Here is a 13,082-nt window from a genome sequence, read left to right on the forward strand (position 1 = left end):
ACGCAGACCGCAGGCCCTTCGATGGAGTTCCACCCCCGGCCGCAGCCCGGCGAGGCCACCCCGTGGGCCTTCCCGGCCCCCGAGCGCGGTGAGCTGCCCAACGGCCTCACCGTGCTGCGCTGCCACCGCCCCGGCCAGCAGGTCGTCGCCGTCGAGATCAACCTCGCGGCGCCCCTGGACGCCGAGCCGCAGGGCCTCGACGGCGTCGCCACGATCATGGCGCGTGCCCTGTCCGAGGGCACCGACAAGCACACCGCCGAGGAGTTCACGGCCGAGCTGGAGCGCTGCGGGGCCACCCTCGACGCGCATGCCGACCACCCCGGCGTCCGGGTCTCGCTGGAGGTCCCGGCCTCCCGGCTGTCCAAGGCGCTCGGCCTGCTCGCCGACGCCCTGCGCGCCCCCGCGTTCCCCGAGGGCGAGGTCGAGCGCCTCGTCCGCAACCGGCTGGACGAGATCCCGCACGAGCTGGCCAACCCCGCCCGCCGGGCCGCCGTGGCGCTCTCCAAGGAGCTCTTCCCCGCCGAGTCGCGGATGTCCCGCCCCCGCCAGGGCACCGAGGAGACCGTCGAGCGCATCGACGCCGCCGCCGTCCGCGCCTTCTACGAGGCGCACGTCCGCCCCGCCACGGCGACCGCCGTGGTCGTCGGCGACTTCACCGGCGTCGACCTCGACAAGGCGCTGGCCGAGTCCCTCGGCGCGTGGACCGGCTCCGCCGCCGAACCCCGGCCGGTACCGCCGATCACCGCGGACGACTCCGGGCGCGTCGTGATCGTCGACCGCCCCGGAGCGGTGCAGACCCAGCTCCTCATCGGCCGGATCGGCGGCGACCGGCACGACCGCGTCTGGCCCGCCCAGGTGCTCGGCACGTACTGCCTCGGCGGCACCCTCACCTCCCGCCTGGACCGCGTCCTGCGCGAGGAGAAGGGCTACACCTACGGCGTGCGCTCCTTCGGCCAGGTGCTCCGCTCGGCGCCCGACGGCACCGGCGCCGCGATGCTCGCCATCAGCGGCTCGGTCGACACCGCGTCCACCGGCCCGGCGCTGGCCGACCTGTGGACCGTGCTGCGCACCCTGGCCGCCGAGGGGCTGACCGACGCCGAGCGCGACGTCGCCGTGCAGAACCTCGTGGGCGTCGCCCCGCTCAAGTACGAGACGGCCGCCGCCGTCGCGGGCACGCTCGCCGACCAGGTCGAGCAGCACCTGCCCGACGACTTCCAGGCGCGGCTGTACGAGCGCCTCGCGGAGACGGGCACCGTGGAGGCCACCGCGGCCGTCGTGAGCGCGTTCCCGGCCGACCGCCTCGTGACGGTTCTCGTCGGTGACGCCTCGGAGATCCTGGAGCCGGTCAAGGCGCTGGGCATCGGAGCGGTGACGGTCGTCCAGGGCTGACGGCACGTCGGAGCGATGGCCGGTCACGGCCGGCTCGCTCCGGCAGCGTCCGCATGGCCCGGCCAACTGGTCCGTGGATAAGCGCATAAGGGAGGCACGCGAGACCAACGGGGCTCGCGTGCCTCCCTTATGTCCGTTTTGAAGGAGAGGTTGCATGTCTGGCGTGTGGCGTACGACACAAAACCTCGGTTCTGTTTGTCGATCGAAACGCACCCCGATTAGCGTCAGTCCGGCTGACCGTCAGATGTGAGTCGCATCCGCGGCACCGGTCAGTCATCGCCGAGTCCCCAATGGCGCGAGCCAGGGGAGCCGGGGACCCACAGTCCCTGGGGTGAATCGGGTCCCTTCCCGGAGGGAGCCGTAGGAGACCTTCCTGCTCCGAACCCGTCAGCTAACCCGGTAGGCGAGAAGGAAGGAAAGGAATGGCCACACCCATGGCGTTCATAGGTGCCACTGGCAAGCATCGTCGTCCGAGCCGCGCCGTCCGTGTGAGCGCGAACGTGGCGGGCATCGCCACGCTCACCGCCACCGGTGTGGTCGCCGGCTTCGCCGCTCCGGCGATCGCCGCCACCGACGACGCCCCGCGCGTCCAGGACACCGGCCTCACCCAGGCCGTCGTCATGGGTGACGAGACGGCCGACCGGATCGACGCCCAGGCCGACACCCAGCAGAGCGCCGCCTACGAGGCCGAGGCGCGGCTGAAGGCGGAGGCCGACGCGAAGCAGAAGGCCGCGGACGCCAAGCAGCGCGCGGACGAGGCCAAGCGCAAGGCCGAGGCCGAGCGCGCCGAGAAGGAGCGCGCCGCCCGCGACGAGGAGCGCAAGCGCCTCAACGCCTACGTCTCCCCGATCGACGGCAGTTACGTCTCCACCTCCTACAAGGCCTCCAGCGGCCTGTGGTCCTCCGGCAGCCACACCGGCGTCGACTTCCACGCCGCCGAGGGTTCCACGGTGCAGTCCGTGGGCGCCGGCACGGTCGTCGAGGCCGGCTGGGGCGGTGCGTACGGCAACAACGTCGTCATCAAGCACAACGACGGCACCTACACGCAGTACGGCCACCTCTCCTCGATCAGCGTCAGCGCCGGCCAGGCGGTCACCGCGGGGCAGCAGATCGGCATCTCCGGCTCCACGGGCAACGTCACCGGCCCGCACCTGCACTTCGAGGCCCGTACGGGTGCCGACTACGGCTCCGACATCGACCCCGTCGCCTACCTGCGCGCGCACGGCGTCAGCGTCTGATCGACGCGTCCGGGGCCAAAGCCCCCGCACTCATCGCCAACGCGAAGGCCCCGGCTCCTGCCGGGGCCTTCGCGTTGGGCCCCAACGTGCGTCGACCGGGCGTATCCACCGGCCCGTTGGCCAAAAAATAGCCATGGATTCCCGGCTCCCATCGGAAATCCATGGCTATTGCCATAGAGTCGCCGAACAGTCGTCAATCGGCCGCGTTTCGCGGGGATTAAGGCGGAGGTTCACTGATGCGGGGCCCTACGTGACCGGCAATGGCGAAGCAGCGCGAGAAGGCAGCCGCATTTCCGCGCACGCCGTGTGCGCGGCGATCCGCGACGACATCGTCTCCGGGGTCCACCCGCCCGGCAGCCGGCTCATCGAGGAGTTACTGGCCCGCCGTTACGGCGTCTCCCGGGTGCCGGTGCGCGAGGCCCTGCGCACCCTCGCCTCCGAGGGGTTCGTGACCACCCGCCGGCACGCCGGGGCCTGTGTCGCCGAGCCCAGTGAGCGGGAGGCCGCCGATCTCCTCGACGTCCGCGCCCTGCTGGAGCCGCTCGGCGCCGCACGTGCCGCCCAGCGCCGCACGGAGGCCCATCTGAAGGTGCTGCGCGGACTGGTCAGGCTGGGGCAGGAGCGCGCCCGGGGCGGTCGTACGGCGGAACTGCGCCCTCTGGGCGACTGGTTCGACGAGACCCTCGCCCAGGCCTCCGGCAGCCCCAGCCTCGCCGCCCTGCTCACTCAGCTACGACTCAAGATCGCCTGGGTCTACGCACCGGAGACCCCGCTGCGGCCCGTCGAGGTCTGGGAGGTCCACGGGGCCCTCGTCGACGCCGTCGCCCGGGGCGACGCGGAGCGGGCCCGGGCGCTGGCCGAGGCGCGGGCCGGCCGGCCGCCGGGTGAATACCGGCTGCGGCGGCCGGTGAGCGTGGGGCGGGCCGGGAGAGTGAGAAATCCGAAACAATCCGTAAACACGGTGAGCGCCCGCTCTTAACAAGAATCCGCTATTCAAAGCGCCGTCGAGAGCGAGCGGCGGGTATTTCCGGGTGCGGCCTCGGATCCCGTGCGCCCGCGCAAAACAAACGGGTCCGCACCGGCAAAAGAGCGGGGCCGCGACGGCCTCGATCGGCCGCCGCGGCCCCGCCGGGCGCGATGCGCGGTGAATCAGACGGTCTCCGGGAGCTCCTCGAGCCCCTCGGCGACCAGCTTGGCCAGACGGTCGAGCGCGGCCTCGGCGCCTTCCGCCTCGGTGGCGAGGACGATCTCCTCGCCGCCCTGGGCGCCCAGGCCCAGCACGGCCAGCATCGACGCGGCGTTGACGGGGCTGCCGTCGGCCTTGGCGATCGTCACGGGGACGCCGGCGGCCGTCGCGGCACGGACGAAGATCGACGCGGGGCGGGCGTGCAGGCCCTCGGCCCAGCCGACGTTGACGCGGCGCTCAACCATGGTGTTGCCCTTCAAGTCGCTATTGGTTGTCTAGACCAGTGTCTCACGGGGGTGGCGGTGCTCCGGTGTGGTGCTCCCCACGACACCGCGGGCGACACCTCTCTCGCATCCCGGACGACACCCGGCCGCCTCCCGGGTGACAACAGCCCCACCCCGCCCTCGCCACAGGGGGGTGAGCCGGGACCGCTGTCGGTGCCCGGTCGTACGCTGACCCCATGCAGACGCCGTCCGAGCACGCGTACCCGACCCACTGGGAAGCCGACGTCGTGCTGCGCGACGGCGGCACCGCCCAGGTCCGCCCCATCACCTCCGACGACGCGGGCCGCCTGGTCAGCTTCTACGAACAGGTGTCGGACGAGTCGAAGTACTACCGCTTCTTCGCCCCCTACCCCCGGCTCTCCGACCGGGACGTGCACCGATTCACCCACCACGACTACGTCGACCGGGTGGGCCTGGCCGCCACCGTCGGGGGCGAGTTCATCGCCACCGTCCGCTACGACCGCATCGACGCCCGGGGCATGCCCGCCACCGCCCCCGCCGACGAGGCCGAGGTCGCCTTCCTCGTCCAGGACGCCCACCAGGGCCGCGGTGTCGCCTCCGCCCTGCTCGAACACATCGCGGCCGTCGCGCGCGAGCGCTCCATCCGGCGCTTCGCCGCCGAGGTGCTGCCCGCCAACACCAAGATGATCAAGGTGTTCACGGACGCGGGCTACACCCAGAAGCGCAGCTTCGAGGACGGCGTCGTCCGGCTCGAGCTGGACCTCGAGCCCACCGACCGGTCCCTCGCCGTCCAGCGGGCCCGTGAGCAGCGCGCCGAGGCCCGCTCCGTCCAGCGCCTCCTCGCCCCCGGCTCCGTCGCCGTCATCGGCACGGGCCGCCAGGCGGGCGGCATGGGCCGCACCGTCCTGCGCAATGTGCTGGCGGGCGGCTTCACGGGCCGCGCGCACGCGGTCAACCGGGCCTTCCCCGAAGGGCTTTCCGTCCTCGAACCCGAGGGCGTCCCCGCCCACCGCTCGGTCCTCGACATCACCGACCCCGTCGACCTCGCCGTCGTCGCCGTGCCCGCCGCCGCGGTGCCGTCCGTCGTCGCCGAGTGCGGCGAGCACGGCGTGCAGGGCCTCGTCGTCCTCTCCGCCGGATACGCCGAGAGCGGCCCCGACGGCCGCGCCCGCCAGCGCGAGCTGGTCCGCCAGGCCCGCTCGTACGGCATGCGCATCATCGGCCCCAACGCCTTCGGCCTCATCAACACCGCCGAGGGCGTCCGGCTCAACGCCTCCCTGTCGCCCGAGCTGCCCGCTGCCGGGCGGCTCGGGCTGTTCAGCCAGTCCGGCGCGATCGGCATCGCCCTGCTCTCCGGGCTGCACCGGCGCGCCGCCGGGCTGGTCGGCGTCTCCACCTTCGTCTCCGCGGGAAACCGCGCCGACGTCTCCGGCAACGACTTCCTCCAGTACTGGCACGACGACCCGGACACCGACGTCGCCCTCATGTACCTGGAATCGATCGGCAACCCCCGGAAGTTCACCCGCCTCGCCAAGCGCACCGCGGCCCGTAAGCCGGTCGTCGTCGTCAAGGGCGCCCGCCACGGCGGCGCGGCCCCCACCGGGCACGCCGTCCCCACCACCCGCATCCCCGACGCCACCGTCTCCGACCTGCTGCGGCAGGCGGGCGTCATACGCGTCGACACGGTCACCGAGCTCGCCGACGCCGGGCTGCTCCTCGCCTCCCAGCCGCTGCCCGCGGGCCCCCGCGTGGCCATCCTCGGCAATTCCGAGTCGCTGGCCCTCCTCACCTACGACGCCTGCCTCACGGAAGGCCTGCGCCCGCTGCCCCCGCGCGACCTCACCACGGCCGCGGGCCCCGCCGACTTCCGCGCGGCCCTCGCCGAGGCCCTGGCGGACGGCGGGAGCGACGCGGTGGTGGTCACCGCGATCCCCTGGGTGGGCGACACCTCCGCCGCCGATCTCGCCACCGCCCTGCGGGAAGCCGTCGCGCAGTCCCCGGCCGCCAAGCCCGTCACCGTCGTCCACCTGGAGATCGAGGGCCTCGCCGAGGCGCTGGCGGCCGCCCCCGCCGTGCTCCCCGGGGAGCCGGAGCGGACGCCCGGCCCCGCCGACAGCGCGCCCGCCGTGCGCATACCCGCCTACCCCGCGGCCGAGCGCGCCGTCCGGGCACTGGCCGAGGCCGCGCGGTACGCCCGATGGCGGCGGCAGCTCGCGGAGCCCGGCCGGGTGCCCGAGTACGACGACATCGACGAGGCCGGCGCGGCCGCCGACATCGACGTGCTGCTGACCGCCCACGGCGCGGCCTCCTCGCCGCCCGGCGGTGCCCGGGCCGTCACCCTGTCCGCCGCCGACACCCAGCGGCTGCTCGCCCGGTACGGGATCGCCGTGCTGCCCGCCCTGCCCGCGCCCGACCCCGACAGCGCCGTCCGCGCGGCACACCGGCTCGGGTTCCCCGTGGCGCTCAAGCCCACCGCCCCGCACCTGCGCCACCGCGCCGACCTCGGCGGCGTCCGGCTCGATCTGGGCGGCGAAGGGGAACTGCGCAGGGCCTACGCGGAGTTGACCGAGCTGCTCGGCAAGCCCGAGGAGACCCGGCTGGTGGTGCAGTCGATGGCCCCCCGCGGCGTCGACACGGTCGTACGGGCCGCGATCGACCCGGCGGCCGGCGCGGTGCTCTCCTTCGGGCTGGCGGGGGCGCCGTCCCTGCTGCTCGGCGACACGGCCCACCGCCTCGTCCCGGCGACCGACCGGGACGTCGCCGAGCTGATCCGCTCGATCCGTACCGCGCCGCTGCTCTTCGGCTGGCGCGGCTCCGCCCCCGTGGACACCGGAGCCCTCGAGGAGCTGCTGCTGCGCGTCTCGCGCCTGGTGGACGACCACCCCGAGGTCGTGGGCGCCGACCTGGAGCCCGTGATCGTCGCCCCGCACGGCGTCCATGTGCTCGGGGCGTCCCTGCGCCTCGCCCCGCCCCCGGCCCGCACCGACCTCGGCCCGCGCAGCCTGCCCGCGTATTGAGGCGGTGCGGGTGTGCACCCGCACCGCGCGGCGGTGCCGGACGGCAGGACGGCCCACAGCCGTGGACCTCGGGCCAAGGGGCCGCTGAGGCCAAGCGCCAAGGCGACCCCGTACGCCCCGTAGGATGGGCGTATGGCGAAGACCGGTACGACGACCCAGGGGCTGCGCGCGGCGATCGAGCGCAGCGGCTACTACCCGGCCCTCGTGGCCGAGGCGGTGGAGGCCGCCGTGGGCGGGGAGCCGATCGCCTCGTACCTGGTCCACCAGGAGACGACCTTCGATTCGAACGAGGTCCGCCGCCATGTCACGGTCCTCGTCCTGACCGGCACGCGCTTCATCGTCAGCCACACCGACGAGCAGGCCGCCGACGCCACGTCGCCCTCCCCGTACGCCACCACCTCGACCGAGTCCGTGAAGATCGGCCGGATCTCCTCGGTGGTGCTCAGCCGCGTCGTCGCCAACCCCGAGTCGTACACCCCCGGCACCCTGCCGCGCGAGGTCGTCCTCACCATCGGCTGGGGCGCGGTCTCCCGGATCGACCTGGAGCCCGCCGCCTGCGGCGACCCCAACTGCGACGCCGACCACGGCTACACCGGCTCGTCGACCGCCGACGACCTGAGCCTGCGCGTCAGCGAGGCGGGCGACGGTCCGGACACCGTCCGCCAGACCCTGGCCTTCGCCCAGGCGCTCTCCGAGGCGACCGCGGCCACCGCCCGCTGATGACACACCTGACGACGGCGGGCTCCGCCTGGCACGAGCCCGCCCCGCTCGACCCCCGCTCCGCCCCGCTCCCGCGCTACGGCACCGGCTCGCTCGCCGATCTGCTGCCCACCATCGCGTCCGGCATGGGCGTCCCCGGTCTTCCCGCCGGCATGGACCTGGCGTCCGCCGACCGGGTCTGTGTCTTCCTCATCGACGGTCTGGGCTGGGAGCTGCTGCGCGCCCACCCGGCGGAAGCGCCCTTCCTGCACTCCTTGCTCGGTACGTCCATGAACGGCACCGGCGAGCCCATGACCGCGGGCTTCCCGTCGACCACCGCCACCTCACTGGCCTCGGTGGGCACCGGGCTGCCGCCCGGGGCCCACGGCCTGCCGGGCTACACCGTCGCCGACCCCGCCACCGGGCAGCTGATGAACCAGCTCCGCTGGCGGCCGTGGACCGACCCGCACGTCTGGCAGCCGTACCCGACCGTCTTCCAACTCGCGGACGCCGCGGGGGTGCACACCTGCCAGGTCTCCGCGCCCGACTTCCAGCACACCCCGCTGACGAAGATCGCACTGAGCGGCGGCACCTTCCACGGCCGGCTCTCCGGCGAGGACCGGATGGACCTCGCGGCCGACCGGCTCGCCGCCGCCGACCGCTCGCTCGTCTACACCTACTACAGCGAGGTCGACGGCAAGGGCCACCGCTTCGGCGTCGACTCCGACGAGTGGCGCGGCCAGTTGATGTACGTGGACCGGCTCGCCCAGCGGCTCGCGGAGCAGCTGCCGCCCCGCTCGGCGCTGTACGTCACCGCCGACCACGGCATGATCGACATCCCCTTCGACCCGGAGTCGCGCATCGACTTCGACGAGGACTGGGAGCTGCGCGCCGGGGTCGCCCTGCTCGGCGGCGAGGCCCGGGCCCGCCATGTGTACGCCGTGCCCGGCGCTGCCAACGATGTGCTCGCCGTGTGGCGTGAGGTGCTCGGCGAGCAGATGTGGGTGGCGGGTCGTGACGAGGCCATCGAGGCCGGCTGGTTCGGACCGCCCGGTGAGGGCGTCGACGACCGGGTGTACGCCCGGATCGGCGATGTCGTCGCCGCGGCCCGCGACGACATCGCGATCGTCGCGTCCGAGACCGAGCCGAACGAATCCGCGATGGTCGGTCTGCACGGTTCCATGACGCCCGTCGAGCAGCTCGTGCCGCTCCTCGAAGTACGTACCTGAGCCGTACGCACGCGCGCCGTACGCCCCCGAGCCCCGACCCGCCGCACCGCCCCGCCCGCCGACGACCGAGACAAATGAAAGGCATTGGCTTTCCCATGCCCGAGCTGGTGTTCTTCTCCGGAACCATGGACTGCGGAAAGAGCACCCTCGCTCTGCAGATCGAGCACAACCGCTCGACCCGCGGGCTCCAAGGGATGATCTACACGAAGAACGACCGCGCGGGTGAGGGAAAGCTCTCCTCCCGGCTCGGTCTGGTCACCGACTCCGTCGAGGCGGGCGAGGGCTTCGACTTCTACGCGCACATCGTCGGTCACATCTCCGCCGGCGGCCGCGCGGACTACGTCATCGCCGACGAGGCGCAGTTCCTCGCCCCGGAGCAGGTCGACCAGCTGGCCCGCATCGTCGACGACCTCGAACTCGACGTCTTCGCCTTCGGTATCACCACCGACTTCCGCACCCGGCTCTTCCCCGGCTCCCAGCGCCTGGTCGAACTCGCCGACCGGATAGAGGTCCTCCAGGTCGAGGCGCTCTGCTGGTGCGGCGCGCGTGCCACCCACAACGCCCGTACGGTCGGCGGACAGATGGTCGTCGAAGGCGCGCAGGTCGTCGTGGGCGACGTCAACCAGCCGGAGACCGTGGTGGGTTACGAGGTGCTGTGCCGCCGTCACCACCGCCGTCGGCTGACGGCCGCCGCGGCCCGCGCCGCGGCCCTGTCGCCCGACGTCCTGCCGCTGGACCCCGTGGACGAGAGCGCTAACGCGTCGTCCGTAGGAGTGTGAGGACGGCCCCCTCCGGGTCCGCGACCGTGGCCACCCGGCCGGTCCGCCCCTCCTGAGGCGGCAGCAGCACCCGGCCGCCGAGCTCGTCCGCCCGCCGGGCGGCGGCATCGGTGTCCGCCACCTCGAAGTACGTCATCCAGTGCGGGCCCCGGCGGCGCGGCAGGGCGGCCCCCACGCCGTGGATCGCGGCGACCGGACGGCCGTCCACGAGCAGGGTGAGGTAGTCGGTGTCCAACGGGTCGGCCGACACCGTCTCGTAGCCGAAGAGGGCCTGGTAGAACTTCACGACGGCGGCGGTCTCATAGGTGATCAGCTCATGCCAGACCGGCGTGCCCGGCACGCCCACCAGCGCGGGGCCCACCAGCTCCTGGCCCTGCCAGACGCCGAAGGGCGCGCCCGCCGGGTCGGAGGCGAGCACCAGCCGCCCCGCGTCCTCCGCGGTCAGCGGGCCCACGCCCACCGTGCCGCCGGAACAGCGGATCCACTCCGCGCTCGCGTCCGCGTCGTCGCTGGCGAGATAGGTCGTCCAGGTGGTCGACAGCCGGCGGTCGGGCAGCAGTTCGCCGATCCCGGCCACATCGCGGCCGTCGATCGTCGCACGGACGTACGGGCCCAGTTGGCGTGGTCCGGGGCTGTAGTAGCTCCAGCCGAACAGACCACTGTAGAAGTCCTGGATAGCCTCCAGATCGTGCACCAGGAGGCTTGTCCAGCATGGGGTGCCTGGGGTGTGCCGAGCCTCCCCCTTGCTCTGCTGGGGGGACCCCCATACCTCGGTCATCGTCACTCTCTCCTCGGACCATCGTGGTGGCCGCGCGCCCGCGCCGGTCGGTGGCGCTCTGGATGGGACGGGGCCCGACCAGATGCTTGCACCACCTGTGGTGACGTACCCCCCGGCCGCGCCGGATTCCCCGGGTTCCCGCAGGAGAATGCCCGATTTCGAGCCGCGCATCCGTTTCGGCGTCAGGGGCGTCCAGTATCGATCAGCTTCGCGCGGTCTGGCCAGAGGGCCATTCGGCGCAATGCCGACTACGCCAGAATGGCGGCCATGGACGCCATCATCACCGCAGACCAACTCGTGAGCGCAGCGGCCGGAGAACGGCCGCCGACCCTTTTGGACATCCGCTGGCAGCACGGCCGGCCTTCCGGCCGCCCGGAGTACGAGGCCGGGCATCTGCCCGGCGCCGTCTATGTGGACCTGGACGCCGAGCTCGCCGGGGCACCGGGGGAGCGGGGCCGGCACCCGCTGCCGGACATCGACGCGTTCGGGGCGGCGATGCGGCGGGCCGGGGTGAGCCGGGACCGTGAGGTCGTCGTCTACGACGGCGGGTTGGGCTGGGCGGCGGCTCGCGCCTGGTGGCTGCTGCGCTGGACGGGACACCCGGCCGTACGGGTGCTCGACGGCGGGCTCGCCGCCTGGACGAGCCGGGGCGGTTCGCTGACGAAGGAGATCCCGGCGGCGACGGAGGGCGACTTCGTCCCCGAGCCCGGTGCGCGCCCGATCCTCCTCGACGCGGACGGCGCGGCGGCGCTGGCCGGGCGGGGCCTGCTGCTGGACGCCCGGGCGGGGGAGCGCTACCGGGGCGAGGTCGAGCCGATCGACCGGGTCGCCGGCCACATCCCCGGCGCGGTGTCCGCCCCGACGAGCGAGAACGCTGCCGAGGACGGCCGCTTCCACCCCGCCGCGGTGCTCAGCCGGCGGTTCGCGGCGCTGGGCGCCACGCCGGGCACGGAGGTGGGCGTCTACTGCGGCTCGGGTGTGTCGGCGGCGCAGCAGGTGCTGGCCCTGGCAGTCGCCGGGATCCCGGCGGCGCTGTACGTCGGCTCCTGGAGCGAGTGGACGGCGGACGGCAGCCGCCCGGTGGCGACGGGCCCTCAGCCGGGCTGACCGCCTCCCGGGCCGTTGGCTGAAAATAGGCCTGGGCGATCGCGAAAGTGGATCGCGGAATCCGTCGGGAAACGAACCGATCGGACGGCGGCCATGTGGGTGAGCGAGCGCGTGAGCCGCCGTCATCTCCCCCGCTTCGGTGGGGGAGATGACGGCGGCTCACCGCAGTGGGCTCACTCCTGTTTCTTGCGGCGGGTGCCGAAGACGATCTCGTCCCAGCTGGGTACCGCCGCCCGGCGGCCCGGCCGGACGCCGTCCGCCTCCGCCTGACGGTCCGTGGTGCCGGTCAGCCGGTCCCGGTGGCCGGCCACCGACCGGGGCATCAGCACGTCCGCGTACGCGGCGCCGGCGCTCGCCGCCGGTGCGGGCGGCTCGGCGGCCTCCGCCTCGTCGGGCGGTCCCTCGGCCGGGACCGCGGGAGCCACCGACGGTGCCTCGGGCACCACCATGTCGCCACGGAAGCTGGGCACCGCTTCGAGCAGGCTCGTCAGGGTGTCCCGCTCCTTGACCGTCTCCTCGGCCGGGGACTCGGCGTCCGCGTCCGACGGCGGCGGGGACTGCTGGCGGTCCAGCGACCGGTCCAGCGGTCGGTCGCGGGGCAGCCGGGCGATGCGCGGGACGAACGGGAAGCTCGGCTCGGGCGTGTCATCGGTCTCGCCGATGAGGGCCCGTGCCTCGTCGTCCATCGCCTGGACGATCCGTCGGGGCGGGTCGTACGTCCAGCTCGCGGCGCGCGGCTCACCGGCCACGCGATAGACGAGGAGGACTTCCCAGGTGCCGTCGTCGCGGCGCCACGAGTCCCACTGCGCGGTGTCCTTCTCGGCCCCGCGCAGGGACATCCGCTCCGCCACGGCCTCACCGAGCTGCGGGCCGGTGTTCTCGCCGGGGCGGCGGACGGGTGTCTTGCGGGCCCGCTCGGCCATGAACGCGCGCTCGGCCAGCACAGGGCCCTCGAAGCGCCGGACTCGCTCGACCGGGATGCCGGCGAGCTGCGCGACCTCCTCGGCGGAGGCGCCCGCACGTATACGGGCCTGGATGTCTCGGGGGCGGAGATGGCTCTCCACCTCGATCTCGATCTGTCCCAGACGGGCACGGTCGTTGCGCACCGCGGCGCGCAGGCGCTCGTCGATGGGAAGCGTGTACTCCGTGCTGTCCGCAGCCTTGAGCACCAGCCGTGTGCCGTCGTTGGAGACGGCCACGACACGCAGTTCGGGCATGGGGACCTCCCGGGTGGTGCCTGCCGACGTCACGTGCGTCGCTGCTTCCGCTAGTCGAGTGTGGCCTGCCCGGGTGCAGCCTGCCACAACATTGCCGAGTTGACGGGGCGAGTGCCGCCTGGGCCCCTCCCGTTGGGCCCGGGCAGCCGGACGGGATAAATCGGGGCCAGGGCTCGCCACAGTACTCCATTCGGGCCA

The 13,082-nt window shown here is 73.5% G+C and carries 11 protein-coding genes and 1 riboswitch; of the genes, 8 read left to right on the forward strand and 3 right to left on the reverse strand.

Features of this window, described 5'->3' with window-relative positions; translation table 11 throughout:
* The first annotated feature begins 21 nt into the window (after window positions 1-21).
* The 3 genes from AB8O64_RS26910 to AB8O64_RS26920 all read left to right on the forward strand — a co-directional run bounded on the left by AB8O64_RS26910 (window position 22) and on the right by AB8O64_RS26920 (window position 3,606).
* Window positions 22-1,389: a M16 family metallopeptidase gene (locus AB8O64_RS26910; RefSeq protein ID WP_370423977.1), complete on the forward strand. Its 1,368-nt coding sequence runs from the start codon at window positions 22-24 to the stop codon at window positions 1,387-1,389.
* A 267-nt stretch (window positions 1,390-1,656) separates the two neighbouring features.
* Window positions 1,657-1,810, forward strand: a riboswitch (cyclic di-AMP (ydaO/yuaA leader).
* Between the two features lie 13 nt (window positions 1,811-1,823).
* A complete protein-coding gene (locus AB8O64_RS26915) occupies window positions 1,824-2,627 on the forward strand; it encodes a peptidoglycan DD-metalloendopeptidase family protein (RefSeq protein ID WP_356453412.1) in 804 nt (267 codons plus the stop codon).
* A 250-nt stretch (window positions 2,628-2,877) separates the two neighbouring features.
* The gene (locus AB8O64_RS26920) at window positions 2,878-3,606 is read left to right on the forward strand and encodes a GntR family transcriptional regulator (protein ID WP_370421802.1); all 729 of its coding nucleotides are present in this window, start codon (window positions 2,878-2,880) and stop codon (window positions 3,604-3,606) included.
* Window positions 3,607-3,776: 170 nt separating this feature from the next.
* On the opposite strand, the gene AB8O64_RS26925 is transcribed toward AB8O64_RS26920, so the two are convergent.
* A complete protein-coding gene (locus tag AB8O64_RS26925) occupies window positions 3,777-4,058 on the reverse strand; it encodes an HPr family phosphocarrier protein (RefSeq protein ID WP_130881794.1) in 282 nt (93 codons plus the stop codon).
* A gap of 215 nt (window positions 4,059-4,273) precedes the next feature.
* On the opposite strand from AB8O64_RS26925, the gene AB8O64_RS26930 reads away from it, so the two are divergent.
* The 4 genes from AB8O64_RS26930 (at window position 4,274) to AB8O64_RS26945 (ending at window position 9,782) form a co-directional block, all read left to right on the forward strand.
* Window positions 4,274-7,075, forward strand: a complete 2,802-nt coding sequence (locus AB8O64_RS26930) for a GNAT family N-acetyltransferase (RefSeq protein ID WP_370421804.1) — start codon at window positions 4,274-4,276, stop codon at window positions 7,073-7,075.
* A 132-nt stretch (window positions 7,076-7,207) separates the two neighbouring features.
* On the forward strand, window positions 7,208-7,795 hold the full coding sequence (locus AB8O64_RS26935) for a DUF5998 family protein (RefSeq protein WP_370421805.1): 588 nt from the start codon (window positions 7,208-7,210) through the stop codon (window positions 7,793-7,795).
* A complete protein-coding gene (locus AB8O64_RS26940) occupies window positions 7,795-9,003 on the forward strand; it encodes an alkaline phosphatase family protein (RefSeq protein ID WP_370421807.1) in 1,209 nt (402 codons plus the stop codon). The genes AB8O64_RS26935 and AB8O64_RS26940 overlap by 1 nt, the downstream gene beginning before the upstream one ends.
* A 95-nt stretch (window positions 9,004-9,098) precedes the next feature.
* Window positions 9,099-9,782 (forward strand): thymidine kinase, encoded by a 684-nt coding sequence (locus AB8O64_RS26945; protein ID WP_130881790.1) that lies wholly within the window; start codon window positions 9,099-9,101, stop codon window positions 9,780-9,782.
* Here the strand turns inward: AB8O64_RS26945 and AB8O64_RS26950 are convergent.
* Entirely contained in the window at window positions 9,757-10,560 is an 804-nt protein-coding gene (locus AB8O64_RS26950; protein WP_370421809.1) for a VOC family protein, read from the reverse strand. The genes AB8O64_RS26945 and AB8O64_RS26950 overlap by 26 nt on opposite strands.
* Window positions 10,561-10,827: 267 nt before the next feature.
* Here AB8O64_RS26950 and AB8O64_RS26955 point away from each other — a divergent pair, with 267 nt between their 5' ends.
* Window positions 10,828-11,667, forward strand: coding sequence for a sulfurtransferase (locus tag AB8O64_RS26955; RefSeq protein ID WP_370421811.1), 840 nt, complete (start codon window positions 10,828-10,830; stop codon window positions 11,665-11,667).
* 173 nt (window positions 11,668-11,840) lie between these two features.
* On the opposite strand, the gene sepH is transcribed toward AB8O64_RS26955, so the two are convergent.
* Window positions 11,841-12,917: a septation protein SepH gene (gene sepH / locus AB8O64_RS26960; RefSeq protein WP_365369306.1), complete on the reverse strand. Its 1,077-nt coding sequence runs from the start codon at window positions 12,915-12,917 to the stop codon at window positions 11,841-11,843.
* Window positions 12,918-13,082 lie beyond the last annotated feature (165 nt).

It is taken from the genome of Streptomyces sp. QH1-20 (assembly GCF_041283565.1).
Classification (GTDB): domain Bacteria; phylum Actinomycetota; class Actinomycetes; order Streptomycetales; family Streptomycetaceae; genus Streptomyces; species Streptomyces syringius.

What these genes read in the sequence shown, in the direction of transcription:
- AB8O64_RS26950 (WP_370421809.1), bottom strand. Translation starts at nt 10,560, where the DNA reads ATGACCGAGGTATGGGGGTCCCCCCAGCAGAGCAAGGGGGAGGCTCGG.
- AB8O64_RS26945 (WP_130881790.1), top strand. Translation starts at nt 9,099, where the DNA reads ATGCCCGAGCTGGTGTTCTTCTCCGGAACCATGGACTGCGGAAAGAGC.
- AB8O64_RS26935 (WP_370421805.1), top strand. Translation starts at nt 7,208, where the DNA reads ATGGCGAAGACCGGTACGACGACCCAGGGGCTGCGCGCGGCGATCGAG.
- AB8O64_RS26915 (WP_356453412.1), top strand. Translation starts at nt 1,824, where the DNA reads ATGGCGTTCATAGGTGCCACTGGCAAGCATCGTCGTCCGAGCCGCGCC.
- AB8O64_RS26930 (WP_370421804.1), top strand. Translation starts at nt 4,274, where the DNA reads ATGCAGACGCCGTCCGAGCACGCGTACCCGACCCACTGGGAAGCCGAC.
- AB8O64_RS26910 (WP_370423977.1), top strand. Translation starts at nt 22, where the DNA reads ATGGAGTTCCACCCCCGGCCGCAGCCCGGCGAGGCCACCCCGTGGGCC.
- AB8O64_RS26940 (WP_370421807.1), top strand. Translation starts at nt 7,795, where the DNA reads ATGACACACCTGACGACGGCGGGCTCCGCCTGGCACGAGCCCGCCCCG.
- AB8O64_RS26955 (WP_370421811.1), top strand. Translation starts at nt 10,828, where the DNA reads ATGGACGCCATCATCACCGCAGACCAACTCGTGAGCGCAGCGGCCGGA.
- AB8O64_RS26925 (WP_130881794.1), bottom strand. Translation starts at nt 4,058, where the DNA reads ATGGTTGAGCGCCGCGTCAACGTCGGCTGGGCCGAGGGCCTGCACGCC.